Origin of the sequence: Agarilytica rhodophyticola, assembly GCF_002157225.2 — a bacterium.
In the GTDB taxonomy this organism is placed as follows: Bacteria; Pseudomonadota; Gammaproteobacteria; order Pseudomonadales; family Cellvibrionaceae; genus Agarilytica; species Agarilytica rhodophyticola.
In genome coordinates, this window is record NZ_CP020038.1 from 4,899,562 (window position 1) to 4,921,554 (window position 21,993).

The 21,993-nt window shown below is 43.8% G+C and carries 19 protein-coding genes; 9 read left to right on the plus strand and 10 right to left on the minus strand.

Annotated elements, in window-relative coordinates:
* Positions 1-5 precede the first annotated feature (5 nt).
* A complete protein-coding gene (purL, locus tag BVC89_RS20255) occupies positions 6-3,890 on the minus strand; it encodes a phosphoribosylformylglycinamidine synthase (RefSeq protein ID WP_086932943.1) in 3,885 nt (1,294 codons plus the stop codon).
* Between the two features lie 642 nt (positions 3,891-4,532).
* On the opposite strand from purL, the gene mltF reads away from it, so the two are divergent.
* Positions 4,533-5,993, plus strand: coding sequence for a membrane-bound lytic murein transglycosylase MltF (mltF, locus tag BVC89_RS20260; protein ID WP_086932945.1), 1,461 nt, complete (start codon positions 4,533-4,535; stop codon positions 5,991-5,993).
* Positions 5,994-6,026: 33 nt separating this feature from the next.
* Here the strand turns inward: mltF and tadA are convergent, their stop codons facing one another.
* Genes tadA through BVC89_RS20275 form a run of 3 tightly spaced genes read right to left on the minus strand, consistent with a single transcriptional unit; the run spans position 6,027 to position 7,697 of the window.
* Positions 6,027-6,491, minus strand: coding sequence for a tRNA adenosine(34) deaminase TadA (gene tadA / locus BVC89_RS20265; protein ID WP_086934691.1), 465 nt, complete (start codon positions 6,489-6,491; stop codon positions 6,027-6,029).
* 16 nt (positions 6,492-6,507) lie between these two features.
* Positions 6,508-7,410, minus strand: a complete 903-nt coding sequence (locus tag BVC89_RS20270) for a putative RNA methyltransferase (protein WP_086932946.1) — start codon at positions 7,408-7,410, stop codon at positions 6,508-6,510.
* Between the two features lie 35 nt (positions 7,411-7,445).
* Entirely contained in the window at positions 7,446-7,697 is a 252-nt protein-coding gene (locus tag BVC89_RS20275) for a DUF1653 domain-containing protein (RefSeq protein WP_086932947.1), read from the minus strand.
* 231 nt (positions 7,698-7,928) lie between these two features.
* Between BVC89_RS20275 and BVC89_RS20280 the strand changes: the two genes are divergently transcribed.
* The 8 genes from BVC89_RS20280 to BVC89_RS20315 all read left to right on the plus strand — a co-directional run bounded on the left by BVC89_RS20280 (position 7,929) and on the right by BVC89_RS20315 (position 14,902).
* Positions 7,929-8,369 (plus strand): flavodoxin domain-containing protein, encoded by a 441-nt coding sequence (locus tag BVC89_RS20280; protein ID WP_086932948.1) that lies wholly within the window; start codon positions 7,929-7,931, stop codon positions 8,367-8,369.
* Positions 8,370-8,387: 18 nt separating this feature from the next.
* Positions 8,388-8,927, plus strand: coding sequence for a flavodoxin FldB (gene fldB, locus BVC89_RS20285; protein ID WP_086934692.1), 540 nt, complete (start codon positions 8,388-8,390; stop codon positions 8,925-8,927).
* Between the two features lie 8 nt (positions 8,928-8,935).
* A complete protein-coding gene (mnmC1, locus tag BVC89_RS20290) occupies positions 8,936-11,098 on the plus strand; it encodes an FAD-dependent 5-carboxymethylaminomethyl-2-thiouridine(34) oxidoreductase MnmC1 (protein ID WP_086932949.1) in 2,163 nt (720 codons plus the stop codon).
* Positions 11,099-11,235: 137 nt separating this feature from the next.
* Positions 11,236-11,598 carry a late competence development ComFB family protein gene (locus tag BVC89_RS20295; RefSeq protein ID WP_086932950.1) on the plus strand — a complete coding sequence of 121 codons (363 nt, stop codon included), beginning with the start codon at positions 11,236-11,238 and terminating at the stop codon, positions 11,596-11,598.
* A gap of 205 nt (positions 11,599-11,803) precedes the next feature.
* Positions 11,804-12,598, plus strand: a complete 795-nt coding sequence (locus BVC89_RS20300; RefSeq protein ID WP_086932951.1) for a glutaminyl-peptide cyclotransferase — start codon at positions 11,804-11,806, stop codon at positions 12,596-12,598.
* A gap of 2 nt (positions 12,599-12,600) precedes the next feature.
* Positions 12,601-13,302, plus strand: a complete 702-nt coding sequence (gene cobB, locus BVC89_RS20305; RefSeq protein WP_086932952.1) for a Sir2 family NAD+-dependent deacetylase — start codon at positions 12,601-12,603, stop codon at positions 13,300-13,302.
* Between the two features lie 21 nt (positions 13,303-13,323).
* The gene (locus BVC89_RS20310; RefSeq protein WP_342752194.1) at positions 13,324-13,908 is read left to right on the plus strand and encodes a DUF4202 domain-containing protein; all 585 of its coding nucleotides are present in this window, start codon (positions 13,324-13,326) and stop codon (positions 13,906-13,908) included.
* A 466-nt stretch (positions 13,909-14,374) separates the two neighbouring features.
* Entirely contained in the window at positions 14,375-14,902 is a 528-nt protein-coding gene (locus BVC89_RS20315) for a hypothetical protein (RefSeq protein WP_086932954.1), read from the plus strand.
* A gap of 75 nt (positions 14,903-14,977) precedes the next feature.
* Here the strand turns inward: BVC89_RS20315 and guaA are convergent, their stop codons facing one another.
* From guaA to BVC89_RS20345, 6 genes are all read right to left on the minus strand, one after another.
* Positions 14,978-16,555: a glutamine-hydrolyzing GMP synthase gene (guaA, locus tag BVC89_RS20320; protein ID WP_086932955.1), complete on the minus strand. Its 1,578-nt coding sequence runs from the start codon at positions 16,553-16,555 to the stop codon at positions 14,978-14,980.
* Positions 16,556-16,669: 114 nt separating this feature from the next.
* Positions 16,670-18,145, minus strand: coding sequence for an IMP dehydrogenase (guaB, locus tag BVC89_RS20325; RefSeq protein WP_086932956.1), 1,476 nt, complete (start codon positions 18,143-18,145; stop codon positions 16,670-16,672).
* Between the two features lie 134 nt (positions 18,146-18,279).
* Positions 18,280-18,816 (minus strand): gluconokinase, encoded by a 537-nt coding sequence (locus tag BVC89_RS20330; protein WP_086932957.1) that lies wholly within the window; start codon positions 18,814-18,816, stop codon positions 18,280-18,282.
* A gap of 287 nt (positions 18,817-19,103) precedes the next feature.
* Positions 19,104-19,526 (minus strand): DUF4332 domain-containing protein, encoded by a 423-nt coding sequence (locus BVC89_RS20335; RefSeq protein ID WP_086932958.1) that lies wholly within the window; start codon positions 19,524-19,526, stop codon positions 19,104-19,106.
* Positions 19,527-19,748: 222 nt separating this feature from the next.
* Positions 19,749-20,573 (minus strand): mechanosensitive ion channel family protein, encoded by an 825-nt coding sequence (locus BVC89_RS20340; protein ID WP_086932959.1) that lies wholly within the window; start codon positions 20,571-20,573, stop codon positions 19,749-19,751.
* Positions 20,574-20,669: 96 nt separating this feature from the next.
* Positions 20,670-21,848: an OmpA family protein gene (locus BVC89_RS20345; RefSeq protein WP_086932960.1), complete on the minus strand. Its 1,179-nt coding sequence runs from the start codon at positions 21,846-21,848 to the stop codon at positions 20,670-20,672.
* Between the last annotated feature and the right edge of the window lie 145 nt (positions 21,849-21,993).

Sequence of the window (21,993 nt, forward strand, 5' to 3'; positions counted from 1 at the left end):
AAACTCTAATCGACAAAAACACGAGCATTATAGAACATACGCATCCACGGGCTATCTTCGCCCCACTCTGCTGCTCGCCAAGAATTGGCCACCGTACGAAAAACTCTTTCCGGATGCGGCATTAATACCGTTGCTCTGCCATCGTTGGAAGTCAGCCCAGTAATACCTTCAGGGGAGCCATTAGGGTTGGCGGGGTACCGGCTTGTGACATTTAGTTGGTTATCAATAAAGCGTATGGCCACATTGCCATTATTTTGTAATGCATTTAATGCTTGGTCATTTTCAAATTCCGCCCGCCCCTCTCCATGCGCCACAGCAATAGGCATATGAGAACCTTCCATACCGCGATAAAAAATCGAAGGTGATGCTTCAATTTTTACGAGACTAAAACGGCCTTCAAATTGTTCAGATTGATTACGCACAAAGTGTGGCCAATTTTCAGCACCTGGAATAAGCGTCTTAATGTTGGACATCATCTGACAGCCATTACATACACCCAGACTGAAACTATCCTGGCGATGGAAAAAACTTTGGAAGTTATCGCGTAGTTTTTCATTAAAGAGTATAGTTTTGGCCCAACCTTCACCGGCCCCTAGTACGTCACCGTAGGAAAAACCACCGCAGGCAACCAAGCCTTTAAAATCTTCAAGACTGCGCTGGCCAGACAATAAATCGCTCATGTGAACATCAACCGCATTAAAACCGGCTCGATCAAAAGCGGCCGCCATTTCTACATGGCTATTAACGCCTTGTTCACGCAGTATAGCAACGGCGGGGTTAGCGCCTTTATTGAGGTACGGAGCGCTAATATTTTCCTTAACATCATAACTAAGTTTACTGCTTAACCCAGGGTTTTCTGCGGCTATGGCATCGAACTCTTGCTGTGCACAATCAGGATTATCTCGGCGTTTTTGAATATGGTAACTATTTAAACTCCACAACTGTTGTAGCGCCACGCGAGTATTTTGATAAACGGTCTCACCACCTCGATAAATAGTGATGGCAGGCTCCTGCGCAATAGTTCCAAGAGGATACAAACTGGCAGCCAGTTGATGTTCGGCAAAAATATCTTTCACTCGACTTAAGCTATGGTCTGCTACTTGAAGTACAGCCCCCAATTCTTCATTAAGTAATATCTCGTGAGTATCACCATCAAACGCTGTGATATCAATATGAAGACCACAGTGACCAGCAAAAGCCATCTCACATAAAGTGGTGATTAAACCACCGTCACTTTTATCGTGATAAGCAAGTAATAAACCTTCATCAATACAGGCCTGCATACACAAGAAAAATGCCTTTAATTCTTCAGCGCTTTCTACATCAGGAGTTTCCACCCCCAATTCATTATAAGTTTGCGCGAAGATAGAACCACCGAGACGCATTTTACCCTTGGCTAAATCAATCAACAAAAGACTTCCACCTTGATCGGCGCGCAGCTCTGGTGTTACTACCTTTCTGACATCCTGGGTAGGAGTGAATGCACTAATAACCACTGACAACGGCGCCGTTATGGCTTTTTCCTCACCCTCATCTTGCCATGCAGTGCGCATAGACATAGAGTCTTTCCCCACTGGAATGGTAATACCCAATGCGGGGCAAAGCTCCATACCAATGGCTTCCACCGTACGATACAACTTTTCATCTTCACCAGGGTGTCCTGCGGCACACATCCAATTGGCAGAAAGCTTAATATCACGGATATCGGCGATGGGTGCACCGGCAATATTGGTAATGGCTTCTGCTACTGCCATACGTCCTGACGCAGGTGCGTTGAGCAACGCCAATGGCGTGCGCTCTCCCATACTCATGGCTTCCCCTAAGTAAGAATCATAAGACACTGTAGTAACCGCACAATCTGCCACGGGAACCTGCCACGGCCCAACGAGTTGATCACGAGACACTTGTCCCGTCACTGAACGATCGCCAATGGTGATAAGGAACATCTTACTAGCAACAGCCGGGTGGCGAATAACATTCTCGATAGCATCATTTAATGCTATTGCAGAATAATCAAAAGGCGTGGTTGTATACTCCCGCTTATCAGCGGTGCGATGCATTTTTGGCGCTTTGCCAAACAGGACATCCATAGGTAAATCGATAGGTTTTGCATCGAAATGGGTATCGTTGACGATTAGATGCTGCTCATCTGTGGCTTCTCCAACAACCGCATAAGGACAGCGCTCACGCTGACAAATAGCTTCGAACACGGGCAATTGCTCTGGTGTTACGGCTAACACGTAGCGTTCTTGGGATTCGTTACACCAAATTTCTAACGGTGACATTCCCGGCTCGTCATTGGGTACATTGCGCAATTCAAAACGCGCCCCACAGCCACCATCTTTTGCCAATTCAGGAAAAGCGTTCGATAAGCCACCAGCTCCCACATCATGAATAAAAGCAATGGGATTGCTTTGGCCCAACTGCCAACATTGGTCAATAACTTCTTGGCAACGACGTTCAATTTCTGGGTTTTGTCGTTGTACAGAAGCAAAATCAAGATCTTCGCTGGAAGCTCCTGAAGTCATGGATGAAGCCGCACCGCCACCTAAACCAATCAGCATTGCAGGGCCACCAAGCACGACTAACTGGGCTCCTGCGTTAAATTCCGTCTGCTCGACATGTTCACCTTTGATATTACCGTAGCCACCCGCCAGCATAATAGGCTTATGATAACCTCGGCGTTCACCATCGAAGTCTTCTTCAAAAGTACGAAAATAGCCGCAGATATTGGGCCGGCCAAATTCATTGTTAAAGGCGGCGCCTCCGATTGGGCCATCTACCATGATATCCAAAGCAGAAACAATGCGCCCGGGCTTACCATACTGTTGCTCCCACGGCAGAGGGTAGTCTGGAATATTGAGATTCGATACGGTATACCCGCAAAGACCAACTTTGGGTTTAGAGCCCTTGCCTACCGCACCTTCATCTCGTATTTCTCCGCCGGAACCTGTGCCAGCTCCAGGAAACGGCGCAATGGCGGTAGGGTGATTGTGAGTCTCGACTTTCATTAATAAATGAATAGGCTCTTGGTGGTAGGCGTAGGCTTTCGACACAGGGTCGGGATAAAAACGTCCGGCTTCTGGCCCTACCACCACAGATGCATTATCCGCATAGGCTGAAAGTACATTTTCCCCTCCCTTTTTATAGGTGTTTTTAATCATCCCAAAAAGAGAGTTCTGCTGTTCTTCACCATCTAAGGTCCAGCTAGCATTGAAAATTTTATGACGGCAATGCTCAGAGTTTGCTTGGGCAAACATCATCAATTCGATGTCGTTGGGATCTCGCTCAAGGCCGCGAAAAGCAGTTACCAAGTAGTCAATCTCATCCTCTGCAAGGGCAAGGCCTAAGGATGAGTTGGCCTCAACCAAAGCTGCTTTACCTTTTTCTAGCACGGCAACAGAAGTCATAGGCGCTGGCTGTGCTTGCGTAAACAAGACATCCGCCTGCTCGGCATTAGCAAAAACTGCTTCCACCATACGATCATGAAGTAGAGCTTGCATAGGCACCAACTCTAGAGCGCGGTTACTGCTTTTTATATAGTAGCGAACACCACGCTCAATTCGTTTTACCTTTGCAAGACCGGCATTGTGAGCAATATCAGTTGCCTTTGATGACCAAGGTGAAATCGTCCCCGGCCTGGGCGTTACAGTAAGAGATGCACAGCCCGCTAAATCATCAGCGCTTGTCTTAATGGGCGCTTTAGCACCGTAGCGAAGAAGCGCTTCTAGCACTTTCATTTCCGCCGGTAGAAGATCTTCAGTGGTATCAACAAAATGCAGATATTCACTCGTTATTTCAGTGACAGATGCATCTAAGGCACGGATATCCTGAAGTAATTTAGATAAACGGAATGCAGAGAGCGCTGGTGCACCAAGCAGAATGAGCATGTTTTGGTATAACCTCGGTTGTGTGTAGCAAACATGCTATAGGTATGACACGCCAAAACAGCGCCTATCTCAAGAACCACAAAAGCCCTTGAAAAACAACAAAACCCATCGCCTTTCTTTTATGCCATTTTATATAGCGTTTGCTAGAGCTAGACAATACAGCTTTTCGGGGCGCGCATTGTACTGGAAATATGCCAGCGAAGAAAAATAATTAGCACTTTTTCCACGCCAACCAGAGAACAAAAACCCGCAAATCCCCACAAAAGCCCCGAGTCAAAGTGTTACCCAAGTCGCTATAATCGTTATAAACGGAAACTAATACGCCAAATTGCGGAACAAGTATCAATTTGTAACACCTAAAGGAGTTCTACTACGTATTCTGGCGCAAATAGATAAATTCGCTGTCTATGAAAAAATAGTATATGAAAATTTCACGCCAAAAAAATCGCTGGAGCCCGCACAAAACGTGAGACACATCGCATTTTGGTCGAAATCGCCTCCGACTTGGGGTAAAATTTTATGCTAAATAAGGTAGATGAATGTTTTTTCAGCAGGTAGAATCCCGCACCACTAACGAACAAGGGTAAAAAAGTAACAATGTTTAAAGCAACCGCAATTAAGGCCGCTAGGATAGTAGCTCTCATGATTAAGCGCTCAATGATGTTGAGTGTGCTTGTCGTGATTGCCGGTTCTTTGACCACTAGCCGCATACCTACCGTACTAGAAAATGTCCTTGCCGCGGGCGAAATCCATATGATTTCCCGCAATGGCCCCACCACTTATTATGAAGGGCCTAATGGCTATACAGGATTTGAGTATTATTTGGCCAAGCGTTTCGCAAAACACCTCGGCGTTAAGCTGGTTATCCACGATGAGGAAGATCTCGGTTTAATTCTTGATGCAGTGGAGAATAGAGATGTGCATTTCGCTGCGGCAGGTCTTACCATCACTGATAAACGTCAGCAGAAAATCAAATTTTCAGAGCCTTACCTCGATGTCACACAAAAGCTGATTTATAGGTTTGGTGATAAAAAACCCAAAACTATCGAGGATATGCTAGGTAAGGACATCGTGGTCATTGCCAATAGCTCCCACTCTGAACATTTACGTGGTCTACAAAGGGAATACCCTACTCTGACATGGCGTGAGCTTTATGAAGCGGAAATGTTGGATCTTTTGGAAATGGTACACAACGGCGAAGCAGACTTCACCATTGTAGATTCCAACGCTTACCAGATGAGTGAGTCGGTATACCCTAAAGCGCGCGTGGCATTTGAGATTAACCAGCCCGAGCAAGTGGCCTGGGCATTTACACAAGAGCATGACGACTCTCTATATAATCAAGCAACGCAGTTTTTCGAGACTATAAAAACTGCTGGCGTCATCAACGATGCTATGGAAAGGTATTATGGCCATCTCGGTGAATTGGACTATAGCGGCGCTATTTTATTCGCCCACCGCCTGGATTCCCGTTTACCCAAATGGCAAGACAAACTTAAAGTTGCCGCTGACACTTATGACCTAGATTGGCAGTTGTTGGCTGCTCTGAGTTATCAAGAGTCACACTGGAACCCTAAGGCGAAATCGCCTACTGGTGTGCGTGGTTTTATGATGCTAACACGCGATACGGCTAAAGATGTAGGGGTTAAAAATAGGCTTAATCCAGACCAAAGTATCAACGGCGGCGCGAAATATTTCAAAAGCATTTACAACCGTATTCCACAACGTATCACTGAGCCCGATCGCACGTGGTTGACTTTGGCTGCATACAATATTGGCTTAGGCCATCTTGAAGACGCGCGGATACTAACGGAACACCATGGCGGCAACCCTGACAAATGGGCAGATGTCCGTGAAAACTTATCACTATTGGCAAAACGTAAGTACTACAAGTTTACCAAGCACGGCTACGCTAGAGGCTGGGAAGCTGTTGAGTATGTACAAAACATTCGCAACTTCTATACGATCATCGCTTGGGATGAAAAAGAAAAGCTACAGCAGCAGTTGAGTATTGAAGAAAAAACCAAGCGCACTTTTGCCCAGTTTAGCCCTGTGATGACCGAGGTTATGCAAAATATTGATGCCCCCACATCATCTCTGTAGCTACTTTATCAGCGCAACTTCCAGTGCTTAGGTTCAATTCTTAGAAAGGCTCTTTTGAGCCTTTTTTTGTGCCCGTCGTTGACGAAAAAAGCGCTGAATAATCTCACTACATTGATCAGCACAAACACCACCTCGCCATTCAAATTGATGGTTGTAAATATCGCTTTTAATAATATGTGTATGGCTTGCTAAAACACCAGCTTTAGGTTCCAGTGCACCAAAAACAACGCGCTTAATACGGCTGTGGAAGATAGCACCAAGACACATGGTGCAAGGCTCGATAGTGACATACAGAGTAGTTTCAGGCAGACGATAATTTGCCATTTTTTTTGCCGCCTGGCGCAAAGCCACAATTTCGGCATGGCCGCTGGGATCATGCTGACTGATAGGCTGATTCCACCCCTCTCCCAGCAGAGTATTGTCACCAACAACAACCGCTCCTACTGGCACTTCGCCAATATCAAAAGCGTGTTGAGAGAGCGCTAATGCATGTCGCATCCATTGGATGTCGTGATCATCCGTCAAAACGTATTTCCTGAATAATGAAGTTGAAGTCGACGGTAAATGATGTATTAGCCAGTAAATCCTCTTTGCCCACTCTACTGCCGTGCCAACTAAGTGGTGTCATTGCGATTAAGTCAGCAAGCACCTGCTGTTCTAATTCAACTTGCCGATGTATTTGATCAGACACAAGCACTTCGGCTTTTTCAAGGGCTTTAGGAGGCTCATGAGTAATGGCTTTGCTATAGATAGCCTGTTTCAGTTGTAAAAGGTGGCGCGGACCGGGCGTAATGCGCAGTAAAATCCCCCCAGGCTTTAATATCCTGGCCACCTCAGCTGCAGCGAGTGGAGCAAAAACGCTTATGGCAATATCTACTGAGGAATCGAGTACTGGGATATGATAACTACTGGCCACGGCAAAGCGCACAGGCTGATGCTCTTGTTTGTGGTTTTTGTCCTGTGCTTTTTGCTTAAAAAGACTAGCCGCTCGTTTAACAGCAAATTTAGAGATGTCCAAACCATAACAGTCACATCGGCCTGCCGCGCTCTGCCCAGTAATATATTCCAAATAAGCGCCCTCACCACACCCCAGATCTAGACAGACAAAAGAGCGGTCTTTGTGCTGCTGGTCTGAAGCCGCAGAATGAGCTGCAGTTACCCTCGCCATCTTATTTAAGACTCTTTGGCAAATCGCCGACATCAAAAAGTCGTAGTGTCCGGTATTTAAAAATTTTCTGCGTGCATCGATCATTTCTGCATTATCACCAGGCTCAAGACTTCGTTTCTTATTTGCTGGTAATAAATTGACATATCCTTGCTTGGCGCGATCAAACATATGGTGATTAGTGCATGTCAAACTATTGTCTACCAACGTCAATGCACTTTTACATAGAGGGCAGGCCCATATCGCGGTCATACTTGGCTTATCTGTTGTGAAGGAATGGATTTATTTTATGGTAAGTGAGTATCAGTATCTTTAACATCGGCTTTTTCAATCAAAGAAAAGCGTAATATTTCCTCACCGTTGACATCGACACTTTCACTAAACATCGCCAGTGGTCGCACCCACAAATCGAAGTTACCGTATAGTGCACGATAAACCACCAAGGGTTCTTGTGTTTCTGAATGCCTTGCCACTTCATACACCTGATAATCATTACCCTTATAGTGACGGTATTTTCCTGGAACGATTTCATCAGTCATTATTAAAAAACCTCATGCATATTCATTGTTTCCTGAAAGTTTTCCAGGCCTTAGAACAGGTTCTGGTTATTCCAGGAGTCATCATAAAAATGCGTATTAAATGATAACTTTGGTTCGGGCTCGCTAACAGTTATTGATATATCTAAATCCTGCTTCAACGACATAACAAAATATTTACCTACAAGGCGCAAACCTCTACTATACACGCCCTACTCACTCGATATTAAGCATATGGCAAATATACACATCGTCACAGGCTCTGTCATGGGTACCGCTGAAGGCGTGGCTCAGTCTGCTCACAAAATTTTGGAACAATTAGGGCATACAGTATTTGCTCACGAAACATTCAGCGTCGAAAACTTTGATGAAAACGCAATCTTATTAGTATGCACATCAAGTACAGGTATGGGAGATTTACCGGAAAATATCATACCCTTCTATCATTTTCTCCTGAGTCCTGATCGCAGCCTTGCCGGTATGAAATACGGCATCATTAGCTTGGGAGATTCATCTTATCCAAATTTTGCCCAAGCAGGCATACACTTAGATGAGACCTTAGCAGATCTCGGTGCTGTTCGCTTGGGTGACAGGCTAATTATGGATGCTATTTTAGTTGAAGACCATCAGCAAGAAGCGTCTACATGGATAAAAGAATGGGCAACATTACTTTAAGATGATGAACTTAAGATGATGAGCGAACGCAAAAAAATCGGCCTATTTTATGGCAGCTCCACATGCTATACCGAGATGGCAGGGGAAAAAATTCGCGATACTATAGGCGAACAATGGGTAGATGTTTTTAACATTGCAGACACACCAATTATTGAAACTCAGTTTTACAACTATCTTATTCTAGGAATCCCCACTTGGGACTATGGTGAATTACAAGAAGACTGGGAAGAAATTTGGGACGAGATCGATGAGTTAGACTTGAACAATAAAAAAGTCGCACTCTATGGTTTGGGAGACCAAATAGGCTATCCCGAGTGGTTTTTGGATGCCATGGGTTATCTTTATCACAAGATTCGTGGGCTCGGTGCAATCACTGTAGGTAGCTGGCCAAATCAGGGCTATCAGTTTGAAGGCTCCAAAGCACTAACGGATGATCAAAAACAATTTTTTGGCTTAGCCTTGGATGACGAAAACCAATTCGACCAAACACAGACTCGCATCGATAGCTGGTGTCAGCAGATATTGCAAGAATTCGCGATAAACGAAAATCACTCGTAATACATATTATGACCTCATCAGAAAATAGCCCGGCAACACAACTTGCCAGCGTGTCATGGAATGATGATGGCCTGCCTGTGTCCAAGCAATTTGATGACATATATTTTTCTACCGCAAGTGGCTTAGAAGAAAGCCGCTATGTATTTATCGATGGCAATCAATTAACTGAACGCTGGCAACAACTCATACCGGGCTCTGGGTTTAATATAGGTGAAACAGGCTTTGGTAGCGGTTTAAATTTTTTAGCTGCATGGCAATTGTGGGAAAATCTGGAAACAACAGAAAGTTGCCAATTACATTTTTGCTCAGTAGAAAAATACCCCTTATCTCCCGCAGACTTAAAACAAGCCCTAGCTTTATGGCCACAACTAAGTAAGTATAGTGATGCACTGATTAACGCGTATCCGCCACAACCTCTTAGCGGTATTCACCAATTAGTGTTTAATCAAGGGAAGGTTTTATTGACCTTGTACTTTGGTGAAGCTGCCGAAGGATTTTCTCAATTTGCAGCAATCGATAAAGCGGGCGAAAAAGTTCGCTCCCTTATTAACGCCTTTAAGTGTGCGAATGGGACAAGAGCACCTTATATAAATGCGTGGTTTCTCGATGGTTTTGCACCGGCTAAAAACCCTGAAATGTGGTCGCATGAATTATTTGAGAAAATAAAAATGCTAAGTGGCAAAAATACCAGCATCGCCACTTTTACCGTTGCAGGAACTGTACGTAAAGGCCTACAAAATGTCGGCTTTGAATGCAAAAAAATTAAAGGCTTCGGTCGCAAGCGAGAAATGCTCATAGGCCACTTACCTGCTAACCAAACATTTCCTGTTTCAGACATAACTTCTCAAGATGAAGCACTTGAGAAAAAACCATCGTTATTAACCACACAACTATCTACAAAACAAAGACGACGCTCTCAGAATGAAAATTCCTGGCATCTTATTAGTACACCAGACAATAAAAATATCGAACACTGTATTGTTATCGGTGGTGGACTAGCAGGTTGCCATACGGCATTTGCACTGGCACAAAAAAATATCGCCGTTACCATTATTGAAAAAGAGCCGTCACTGGCAACACAGGCATCGGGAAACCGACAAGGTGTTGTGTATGCCAAGCTATCTCCCTTTCAAGACCCTCTGAGTACATTTAATTTAAACGCACAAATATATGCGGATCATTTTTATCAGACGCATAATTTTTACCGCAATTGCGGTGATCAGTGCGGCGTTTTGCATCTGGCAGTAAATGATCGTCAGCAGCAGTTATACTCTGAATTTGCCAAGCGTTTTCAGGGTAATAAAGCATTTGTGCAGTGGTTAACAAGAGAGCAGTGCCAAGATGTTTCTGGCCTAAAGAGCCACTATAACGCTTTATATTTACCCACATCAGGCTGGATAAACCCAGTCAAACTATGCAGGCAACTCAGCCAACATCCGCTGATTACCGTGAAATATTACCAAGATATTACAACACTTGAGCATAATGGAAGCTGGCATGTAAGCAATGCAAGTGGACAACATATATGCCAGGCAGATGCAGTCGTTATTGCCAATGCCTTCTACGCACAGCAATTTCACCAAAGCCAGCACCTTCCGCTAAAACACATCCGTGGACAGGTGAGCCATATCGATACCGATCTTATGCCAACACAGGTGAAAAGCGTAATTTGTGGGGATGGCTATATCGCCCCTGCTCATGATAATCACTATACTTTTGGTGCCACCTTCGGCCTCAATGATGACGACCAAAGACTGCGACACTCAGACCACACCGAAAATCTTAACAAGCTTAAGGTGCTTTCTCCTGATTTGGATGGAATTGACGCGCAAGTAAAACCTGATACTTTGTCTGGTAAAGTAGGCTTTCGTTGCACTACGCCAGACTATTTCCCTATCGTTGGCCCCGTTGCTCGCTTCGAAGATATGACCCAATCGTTTGCTTTGTTAAGAAAGAAAGCGAAAGCCGTTATTGATGAGCCAGGCGCTTATCATCAAAATCTATTCTGCAACCTCGCTTACGGTTCGAGAGGCTTGTGCTATGCGCCTCTATCCGCACAATTGTTAGCAAGCCTTATTAGCGGTGACTTCTTACCTATTGAGCGCCAACTATATCGTTATCTCCATCCCGCCCGATTTCTAATTCGGGATCTTATGCGCAACAAAGTTTAGCCCATAGACGCCACAAACTGTGGCGTCTGTAACAAAAGTTGCTATTTGTTATAGGTCAGCTCTAATTCGCCTAACAAGTTCCCATCCTTAGTCTACACTTGGTATATGCCATAAAACTTTACGGAGAGTTTCGAACCATGCTGCTAAGTGTTGGAAGACAACGCTATATTTCAGAATCAGCGACTGATTCAGTGCATAATTATTACGAGCAAATGGTGTTTGAGCAGCTCTCGCGAGCCTTTAAGCGAGCCTCAGAAGATTCCGAATTCCTTGCTGATGCAGCCTGTGTAGCACTGAATAGACTACCTCCCCGCTATGTTCGCCACGATGTGGATATGACGTTTTTTATGACGCCCAACGAACTGGATGAGATGGTTAATAATGTTGTAAGAGCCGTCAATGAAGCCGTGGAGTATGTTGAAAGTCGTGAAAGGGAAAAGGCCGAGAAGGAACAGCAGGAAAATCAAGATCAGCAAGTGGAAGAAGATCAGCCTGAATAATCTCTCACTAGCTAATTCTAGGGTCAGCACTTATATTGAGCATTAGTTCTGGCCTTCCCCCAATTAGATACGAACATATCACTTTACCTTTATAGTGAATGGTGTGACGAGCGACACCCCCGTTCAAGCACAATGATGCAATTCCTGTAAACACCCCCTATACTGCTTCCTCACATCAATTCCAAGACGCAAAATAAGCAGTGAAATGGCGAAGCAATTCAACAGAATTTTTACAGCATTTATACTTTTACCTTTGGCCTTCACAGCAGCTTTTGCTTGCGCAGAAATGAAGCTGATTGCAACCGTTATCGAGCAGCAGGCACACGATAGCAAGACATTCACGCAGGGGCTGTATTTGCACGACGGTGTTTTTTTCGAGTCTAGCGGCTTGTATGGTCAATCGTTTATACAACGCTACAATCGCAAAAATACAATTGAAAAGCGTGTAGATTTACCGGCCAATATATTTGCCGAAGGTTTGACCATCAAAGAGAACCAACTGCATCTTCTAACATGGCAAAGCGGCCAGCTACTCAGCTTCAACAGTGAGACGTTGGAATATCTTGGCAACCGACCATACAAAGGTGAAGGTTGGGGGCTTACGCATCATAAAGACGAGTTTATTATGAGCAACGGCTCGGATAAGATTTTTTTTCGAGATAGTAAAAGCTTTGAGATCAAACGTACGATCAGCGTTCATAACAAATGGCGTAAATATACCAATATTAACGAATTAGAATATGTGGATGGTGCAATTTGGGCTAATGTCTGGCAAAGCTCCAATATCCTCAAAATATCCCCAAAAGATGGTGAAGTTTTGGGGATTGCCTCGTTAAAAGATTTAGCCAAAAAAAATGATACTGTACCCCAGCACACGGTTCTTAATGGCATAGCCTTTGATCCTGAAAAACAGGCTTTTTGGATAACAGGCAAGTTTTGGCCAAACCGTTACCTTGTCAGATTCGAGCAACAGAAAAACAATCAACGCGATAACAAATAAACATGATCAATATAAGAGATTATCACTCAATCGTGGTACTAACTGGCGCGGGCATCTCAGCGGAGTCAGGTGTCAAAACTTTTCGTGATGATGACGGTTTATGGAATGGATACAAAGTTGAAAAGGTTGCAACTCCAGAAGCTTTTGATGAAAATCCTAACTTAGTTAATGAATTTTATAATCTCCGTCGTCAGCAACTTATATCTTCGGTTAAACCCAATGACGCTCACATTGCGTTGGCGGAATTTAGCCATATTTACACCGGCAATTTCACATTAGTTACTCAGAACGTCGATAATCTCCATGAGCAAGGAGGCAGCGAGCACGTTTTGCATATGCATGGTGAGTTATTAAAGGCCAGATGCGTCAACACCGAACAAATATTTAATATAGATAGCCCTATCGACCCGGATACCAAATGTCAGTGTTGTCAGCGAAGCGGTACACTAAGGCCCCATATTGTCTGGTTTGGGGAAATGCCACTATATTTGGAAGAAATAGAAAAGCGTCTGCTTGAGTGCGATCTATTTATTGCTATAGGGACGTCTGGACAGGTATATCCAGCAGCAGGTTTTGTGCAAATGGCCTCAATGACAGATGCCACAACGGTAGAGTTGAACCTAAAGCCAAGTGACGTGCACTCAAGTTTTAATCACGCCTATTATGGGCCTGCGACGCAAATCGTAAGGGAATTTTTCTCATAACATGATCAAAGTATTAAGATAATGCACAAAGACCTATTGGATAACACTTTAGCCGCCTTCGACAAAGCAAACGCCTGCGACCCGAATATGGAGATATACAAGGGCAAAGAAATACCCCGGGAATTGCTGTATGGCCAGCGTATGAGCGAAGAGCTATCGATGTTTGTATCAGCCCCTAGTGTGCATCTGCAATTGGCAGCTCGAGCACAGCATATCGAACGCTGGCAATCCCCCCGCTCGGATTATCCCGATGGTCGCTCAGGCTATAAAAAGTGGCGATCCCAGCTCTACTTATTTCATGCTCAAAGGGCTGGAGAGATTATGCAGGCTCAAGGCTATGACCAAGATGATATCGATAGAGTGAGGTTTCTCATACAGAAGCGACAAATGAAAACAGACCAGGAATCGCAAACACTGGAAGATACTGTCTGTCTTGTATTTTTAAGGCACTATATCGAAGCATTTGCACTTAAGCATTCGCAGGAAAAACTCATAGGTATCATCCAGAAGACCTGGAACAAAATGTCGGAAAATGGACATCAAGCTGCCCTCAAAATTAACTTTTCAGAAAAAATTTTTAGTTTATTGCAAAAATCTTTGCAATAAATATTTCTGTAAGAAAAGCTGACATACATTATGTGAAATATCTATGTATAAGTTTTATGAATAAGTACACATACTACTTAGTTACTTAAGCTTATGCTCCCAATTCTCAGCACCCTCTTGCTATAACTGCCAATAGTGGCGCGGCCTCCACGGTAATATGTCAAAAAAGGGTATTTTCGCGACATTTTTTGCTCCTCCAAAAAATAAGTGGGAAGGCGAAAAAAAGATATAAAACTGAGTGTTAAATTTTCATAAAATTTATCGTTTTTGTCGATTATACATATTACAAAAAAGCATGTTGAATGTAAGAAGCATAAGTAGGTGTATATAAGACATTGACTTATAAGGAACTTTTTATTTTTGTGGAGTTGACAAGCTGTCAAGCCTTGTTTTAAATAAGTATAAAGCTAGCCAAAAAACTCAAGCTAAATACAACAAAAAAATTTGATTACAGAGATATCCTCAAATGAAAAATATACTCATTGTTTTCGTTATCAGTATGACTGTAGTTGCCCAAGCAGCTTTTGGTTGCGACGAACAGTGTCAAAGAGAAAAGGCTCAAGCTAAGTACAATGTAACCTTCCCGAGTTATTTAACTTGGAAGTACTGTGAGGGTATTGCAGTGGATTTCATGACATCTGCAGTGCGTAGCTTGGATAGCTATAGAACCAATCACTTTAACACGAAATATAAAGGCCCACTAAAGAACACGCGCAACTTCCTTGTTCAACGCAAAGACTGGTTGCAGGAGTGTGACGACTACTTGAAAAAGACCAAAAAATCTCGCGTCTTTAACGATACCAAAACAACTCAAAAAATCTTTGCCTCTATCGATAGTGTAAGCGGTGAATTCGCAGCATTAATCAAAGGCTCGTCTTACGCATCTTCTGACGAAGCGCAGGCAGTAATGAATGAAAAGATCAATACCCTTTTCAAGCAAGTTGAAGATCATAAAACAATTATGCATCTGAAAGGCAAATATGTTGTTCGCTAATCAAGACAATATAATTTAAGAAAAAAGCCCGCTATATGCGGGCTTTTTTATTGGCGTCAGCTAAAGAATAACTAACTACTCCCACTCAATCGTCGCCGGGGGCTTGCTGGAAACATCATAGGCGACGCGAGAAACGCCGGATATCTCATTGATAATGCGATTGGATACCTTCTCCAGCAATTCATAAGGTAGATGCGCCCAGCGAGCGGTCATAAAGTCAATGGTTTCCACTGCTCTTAAGGATATTACCCATTCGTAGCGGCGGGCGTCGCCCACTACCCCTACGGATTTAACGGGGAGAAATACGGCAAAGGCTTGGCTGGTTTTTTGGTACCAGTCGGCATTGCGTAATTCTTCGATAAAGATGGCGTCGGCTTCTCGCAAAATATCCGCATATTCCTTTTTCACTTCTCCCAGTATGCGGACTCCAAGTCCGGGGCCTGGAAAAGGATGACGGTATACCATGTCATACGGCAAGCCTAACTCAAGTCCGACTTTGCGTACTTCGTCTTTAAATAGCTCGCGCAGTGGCTCCACTAATTTAAAAGCCATATCCTCGGGTAAGCCACCCACATTGTGATGGGATTTAATCACATGAGCCTTACCGGTCTTGGCTGCGGCGGATTCGATCACATCGGGATATATGGTGCCTTGGGCCAGCCAGTTAACATCTTTGAGTTTTGCCGCTTCTTCATCAAATACATCGATAAAAGTATTGCCAATAATTTTCCGTTTTTGCTCAGGGTCACTAATGCCTACAAGTTTGCCCAGGAACAGGTCTTCAGCATCAGCACGAATCACCTTAACTCCCATGTTCTTGGCAAACATATCCATGACCTGATCGCCTTCGTCTTTACGCAGTAAGCCGTTATCCACAAACACACAGGTCAGCTGGTCGCCAATAGCACGGTGTAGCAAAGCTGCAACCACAGAGGAATCGACACCACCTGATAACCCCAATAGTACCTTATCCGTGCCTACCTGCTCTTTGACACGTGCGATCGCATCTTCAGCAATATTGGCCGCTGTCCACAGTGGATCACAGTTACACAGCTGCAAAACGAAATGCTCAAATAGTCTTTTGCCTTGCAATGTGTGGGTGACTTCAGGGTGAAACTGAACACCGTAAAAATGCTTTTCGGGCCAAAACATACCTGCTATCGGGCATGAAGGTGTTGCTGCCAGTAACTTAAAATTAGCGGGCAACTCCGTGACCTTATCACCATGACTCATCCACACATCCAACAGTGCGTTACCTTCTGCATCTACATGATCTTTCATATCATGCAGCAGGGGACTATCTTCACAGACGGTTACCTGCGCATAGCCAAACTCTTGCACTTTTGATTGCTGTACTTTGCCGCCAAATTGGATTGCCATGGTTTGCATGCCGTAACAAATACCTAGCACCGGTACATCCAGCTCGAAAACACAGGCAGGTGCACGAGGAGATCCTTCCTCTTGGGTCGATTCAGGGCTGCCTGCCAATATAATGCCTTTGGGTGCAAACTCGCGTATCTCTTGCTCACTCATGTCGAAGGCGCGAATTTCACAATAGACACCAATCTCTCTCACTCTGCGAGCGATTAACTGTGTGTACTGAGAACCAAAATCTAGAATAAGAATACGCTGTGCGTGGATATCGTGAATCATAGAGTGTTGTATACCTTAGCGATCAAAAAAGTCGTCAAAGAATCAAAAGAACCTCGCTCCATAGTTAAACCATGGAGCTAAAGCGGAGCGTAAATCAGATGGCAAATAAGAATATTAGCGGCCTGAAACCGGATAGTTGGGGGCTTCTTTGGTGATACTAATATCATGCACGTGGCTTTCTCCCATACCCGCAGCGGTCACCCTTACAAATTTCGGCTTAGTTCTCATGGTATCAATGTCTGCAGAACCGGTATAGCCCATCGAGGCACGCAGTCCTCCCATAAGCTGATGGACAACGGCACTAAGAGGGCCTTTATATGGCACACGTCCCTCAATTCCCTCAGGTACAAGTTTCTCCATACCTTGGCTTGAGTCTTGGAAGTAGCGATCAGAGGAGCCCTGCGTTTTCGACATAGCGCCCAGAGAACCCATACCACGGTAGGCCTTGTAGGTACGGCCTTGGTAAAGCTCTACTTCACCTGGCGCTTCTTCTGTTCCGGCAAACATGGAGCCGATCATGATGCAATTGGCACCTGCCACGATTGCTTTAGCAATATCACCTGAGAAACGTATGCCACCATCGGCAATAACTGGGATACCTGTGCCCTCTAGGGCTTTTACAACATTCGATATGGCTGAAATTTGAGGAACACCAACCCCTGTAACAATACGGGTTGTACAAATTGAACCAGGACCAATACCTACCTTAACCGCATCGGCACCGGCCTCAGCTAGAGCTTTCGCCGCTTCGCCGGTGGCAATGTTACCGCCTATGACCTGCACATTAGGGTAATCTTGCTTAATTTTACGTACCCGCTCTATAACATTACGGGAATGGCCATGGGCTGTGTCCACTACCAGCACATCAACACCTGCCTCAATTAAAGCTGCGACCCGCTCATCAGTATCAGGACTTGTTCCTACCGAAGCACCAACCCGAAGACGGCCCGCTTCATCTTTACAGGCCATTGGATAAGTTTCAGCTTTATTAATGTCTTTTACTGTAATCAAACCACAGAGATCAAAACTATCATTAACCACTAACACCTTCTCAATACGGTGTTTATGCAGTAACGAACGCACATCATCTGCACTTGCCCCCTCTTTTACTGTCACTAATTTTTCGCGAGGGGTCATAATGCTATCAACAGTAGCGTCAAGATTAGTCTCAAAACGCACATCACGCCCTGTCACTATGCCAACTAAGTTGCCTTCGCTCATGACAGGAACACCGGAAATATTATTTTTCCGAGTTAAAGCTATCAACTCGTTAATAGTGGCACTAGAGTCGATAGTAATGGGATCGCGAACCACACCGGCTTCAAATTTCTTTACGGTTAACACTTCCTTGGCTTGTGCTTCGATGCTCATACTTTTATGAATGATGCCTATACCACCGTCCTGAGCAAGGGCAATAGCTAAGCGCGATTCAGTAACCGTATCCATGGCGGCAGAAACGACGGGGACAAAGAGCGAAATACCGCGAGTAAGCTGCGTCTTTAAGCTTACATCTTTAGCAGTTACTTCTGAGTATCCTGGGACAAGTAATATATCGTCAAATGTGAGAGCTTCCTCAGCAATCCTCAACATGGGCTAAAAACCTCTGGAATCTAGGATAAAAGAAAAACTCAACATTATAGCGTGCTATACGTATATGGTAAACCAAAGGCTGTCCAAAGGTTGCACGTTAAAGAAGCTCAGAAAGCTAATAGCTGCATAAGGCCCTAGGCCGGCACAGGCAGAGAAAGTGCCTTTATACATTCTGTCACTATGTCATCTACCGGTAACGTGGCATCCACATTTAAGGCACCTTTAGGCAATTCGGCCAAGCTAAATTGGCTTTGCACCAAGGAAGCCGGCATAAAATGCGATTCTCTTGCCGCAACTCGGCGCTCAGCTTCTTCAGGAGTAATGTTTAACCAGACAAACGCACACGCCAGGTCTTTACAGAGAATCTGCCGATACTTTTCGGTCAGTGCAGAACACGCAAGTATTGCGTGAGGTTTAGCTTTTAAATGGGTATTCAGTTTAGACAGCCAAGGAAGTCGATCTTCATCGTTTAATGGCTCACCGGCACTCATTTTTGCCACTGCCGTTGGGGAGTGAAACGCATCCGCATCATAAAACGCCCAATCCAATGCTTCGGCAAGCGCATGACCAATAGTGGATTTTCCTGAGCCAGAAACACCAGCAACAATAACTGCGGTGATGCCATCATTACTTTTATTAGAGTCCAATGAATCTGTTTCGAAGTCACTCATAATTTACCCCAGTCAATTATATTATTATAACACTACATATAATAGCAGTAGATCAAAACTACAGCGCTACTGTAGCCAACTTATTTCACTTCTTGTATTTGTTTTTAATACTAGAGCCAGTAATAGAGGTGCCCAATAGTTAGTATCAGAATTTTCACACTATTATCCATATTCTCATTATGGGCAATAGTGTTGACAATAATTTTCAAGAGAAAAGCGAAAGCAAAGAAAGGAAAAAACGTGCAGAGTTTTATATACCAGACACAATAAAAAGTATTACAAGGAAGCTATTCACTGACCGTTAGCTCTTGCTCTTCAAGAATTGCTTTGGCATCTTTAATCCAACGGTTAATAACCAACAAGCTCGGTAATATGGGTAGCACAGCTTGGCTCTCGTTATATAAGGCCATATCAAAGAGCACTCTGTCGGCCTCACACCTTGCCAGTTTTTCAACACTGTCTATGCCGATCTTTATTAACATAAGAGAGTGGTTAACACCAACCCCCGGAATCTGGCTAAAAAGCGCTATATTGATAATCCAACGTAGCTCTTTAATTGGGATACCACTATCACTGGAAAGCTCGAAACACTTTTTGGGGGAGGTGTGAAAAGTGGTGAGTTCATTCAAAGAGGTGATACCAAAGTCAATGAGTTTCTCCCTGATCGGAGCGCTAATAATTTTCAGCTCCGATATATTAACTACTTTCATATTCCTTGCCTTAGGGTAATTCAAGTTTAAATGTTTGCCTTGCCTACAACTAATTGTAAGTTGATTCACGCAAGACCAAGGACAAGATAAAAGACATCCTTGTCCCGCATATGGACAGGATATATTAAGAAAGTGATCAAGCGCTTAATATATCCCTGCTACAAGTGTGTATTTAAGTGGTTATTTTAAATGAATATTTAGATGACACTCTCAATCTTTACATTACTTTATAAGGTGTACATCCATCTGAGGGAAAGGTATTTCAATATTCTTTTCATCCAGACGAACTTTTATCTTCTCGTTTAAATCAAAGAACACTGGCCAATAATTTCCAGTTTCTACCCATACGCGAAAAACAAAGTTAACACTTGAATCAGCTAATTCAGCCACCGCTATCGTACTTTCCCTCTCCTTCAAGATACGCTCTTCCCCATCGATGATTTCCTGCAATACCGTTTTCACTTCTGATAGGTTAGCGCTGTAACTGACCCCGACTGTAATATCAACACGACGTTCTTTTTCGGTAGAATAATTAACAATATTACCGCCCATAACAGCACTATTAGAAACAATCACCGTTTTGTTATCTGGGGTTTTTAATATTGTAGAGAAAATAGAGATCTCATGAACAACACCAGCGGTTCCTCCCGCCTCAACAAAATCGCCGATTTTGAACGGGCGAAACAGTATCAATAAAACACCCGAGGCGAAATTAGCAAGAGAGCCTTGCAAGGCAAAGCCTATAGCAAGTCCGGCAGCACCAACAATGGCAACAAAAGAAGCCGTTTGCACTCCCAATTGTCCCAATGCCGCAATCACAACCATAGTTAACAATGCATAATAACTAATGTTGCGCGTGAAAGAGGCAACTGTCGGATCAACCCCTCGGCTATTTAAACTTTTTTCTAAAGCACCGACTAAGACATTCACTACCCACTTACCGACAACATACACAGCTATAGCAAGTATTAGCTTGATACCATATGCAACCACCAGTTGAGATGACTCGCTCACTAGCGATGTAACATTACCCTCTATATCGTTCATTTTTTTATTCCTCGATATCAATCGTTATGGGAACGCCCCTATTAATAGAGGCGACCACAAGCCCTATTTATTTGAACAACTTTATTATTTAGCTTTTTATTTGACTACTTTTTCCACAGATGCACTGACTACAGCAGTGACACGTCGGTTTTTTGCACGATTTGCAGGCGTCGAGTTATCTACCAGAGGCTTCTCTTCTCCGTAACCGACGGCAGTAACACGGCTTTGCTCGACGTTATAGTTATCCACTAATATTTTTGCTACAGCTTCTGCCCGGCGCTGAGATAAATTTCGGTTGTATTCTGCAGCACCTTGACTGTCAGTATGCCCTTCTATCACAACTGTCGTCAAAGGATAGGACTTAAGGAATTGCGCTGTTTTTTCTATCTCTTCCATTGAAGTCGATACCACTTGGTCAGAGTTAGTGGCAAAGTTTACATTGAGGGCAACACTAATATTTTCTTTTAAAACTTGGTAACAACCCGTCTCGTCGACTTTCGCACCCAGTTGAGAATCTGGACATTGATCTTTGCTATCTACAACTCCATCTCGATCAGAATCCACGGGAATATCACAACCGCGAGCATCGACACTTGCTCCTGGAGCAGAGTTAGGACAAGCATCGCGGCTATCTACAACACCGTCATTATCAGAGTCTTTTTCTGCTTTTGGCTCAACCACAACGGGCTTAGTTCTTTTCTTGGCCCCCTGGCCAAACTTAAATATGGCCCCAATTCCTGCTAGGTAATCACTTTCTCCACTATCCATACCATGGGATAAACGAACATCGGCTCGCAAACCAAAATATTGATTGAGGGCATATTTAATACCCACACCGACGTTGGCAATAGTATCGTCCACATCTGCCAAGCCATTTAAATCATATTCACTTTCGCCCACACCAAAAACTACGTAAGGACGATAGTTGCCGTCACTAAAATGATATAAACCATCCAGGCGCAACATATCAAAATCGACTTCTTGGCTGGTGCCGTTAATTTCAGGTTCGGATGTTAAGTAACTTGCTTCAACAGCCCAGTTATTTTCAAATTCGTAACCAAGCCCAAGGGACACGAATGTGCTGTCATCAAGTGCTCGATTCCCAGCAGGAAAATATCGACCGACCATTGGTGAAACCGTAAAACCGGAGACATTATCTTGCCCATAACTCGACAGCGGGGCCCCCATACCAATGGCCAATGAAACTAAAGCATAACGAGAATATTGAGATACTTTAGTAGATGTACTGACTCTATTTGATGTAATTAATGACACTGTCTTCTATCTCCATTTATTTAGATTGGATTAAATTATGACAAATTGTTGTTTGTATCGGTGTAAAACCGTGTAAAAGGAATTTACATATAAGGTGAACATATAAAGCGGTTTAAAAGGGTATTTCAAAATGACAATTTCAAGT

Excerpts from the sequence above, each read along its gene's own strand:
- purL (WP_086932943.1), bottom strand. The coding sequence starts at position 3,890 with ATGCTCATTCTGCTTGGTGCACCAGCGCTCTCTGCATTCCGTTTATCT.
- mltF (WP_086932945.1), top strand. The coding sequence starts at position 4,533 with ATGATTAAGCGCTCAATGATGTTGAGTGTGCTTGTCGTGATTGCCGGT.
- tadA (WP_086934691.1), bottom strand. The coding sequence starts at position 6,491 with ATGCGACATGCATTAGCGCTCTCTCAACACGCTTTTGATATTGGCGAA.
- BVC89_RS20270 (WP_086932946.1), bottom strand. The coding sequence starts at position 7,410 with ATGACCGCGATATGGGCCTGCCCTCTATGTAAAAGTGCATTGACGTTG.
- BVC89_RS20275 (WP_086932947.1), bottom strand. The coding sequence starts at position 7,697 with ATGACTGATGAAATCGTTCCAGGAAAATACCGTCACTATAAGGGTAAT.
- BVC89_RS20280 (WP_086932948.1), top strand. The coding sequence starts at position 7,929 with ATGGCAAATATACACATCGTCACAGGCTCTGTCATGGGTACCGCTGAA.
- fldB (WP_086934692.1), top strand. The coding sequence starts at position 8,388 with ATGAGCGAACGCAAAAAAATCGGCCTATTTTATGGCAGCTCCACATGC.
- mnmC1 (WP_086932949.1), top strand. The coding sequence starts at position 8,936 with ATGACCTCATCAGAAAATAGCCCGGCAACACAACTTGCCAGCGTGTCA.
- BVC89_RS20295 (WP_086932950.1), top strand. The coding sequence starts at position 11,236 with ATGCTGCTAAGTGTTGGAAGACAACGCTATATTTCAGAATCAGCGACT.
- BVC89_RS20300 (WP_086932951.1), top strand. The coding sequence starts at position 11,804 with ATGGCGAAGCAATTCAACAGAATTTTTACAGCATTTATACTTTTACCT.
- cobB (WP_086932952.1), top strand. The coding sequence starts at position 12,601 with ATGATCAATATAAGAGATTATCACTCAATCGTGGTACTAACTGGCGCG.
- BVC89_RS20310 (WP_342752194.1), top strand. The coding sequence starts at position 13,324 with ATGCACAAAGACCTATTGGATAACACTTTAGCCGCCTTCGACAAAGCA.
- BVC89_RS20315 (WP_086932954.1), top strand. The coding sequence starts at position 14,375 with ATGAAAAATATACTCATTGTTTTCGTTATCAGTATGACTGTAGTTGCC.
- guaA (WP_086932955.1), bottom strand. The coding sequence starts at position 16,555 with ATGATTCACGATATCCACGCACAGCGTATTCTTATTCTAGATTTTGGT.
- guaB (WP_086932956.1), bottom strand. The coding sequence starts at position 18,145 with ATGTTGAGGATTGCTGAGGAAGCTCTCACATTTGACGATATATTACTT.
- BVC89_RS20330 (WP_086932957.1), bottom strand. The coding sequence starts at position 18,816 with ATGAGTGACTTCGAAACAGATTCATTGGACTCTAATAAAAGTAATGAT.
- BVC89_RS20335 (WP_086932958.1), bottom strand. The coding sequence starts at position 19,526 with ATGAAAGTAGTTAATATATCGGAGCTGAAAATTATTAGCGCTCCGATC.
- BVC89_RS20340 (WP_086932959.1), bottom strand. The coding sequence starts at position 20,573 with ATGAACGATATAGAGGGTAATGTTACATCGCTAGTGAGCGAGTCATCT.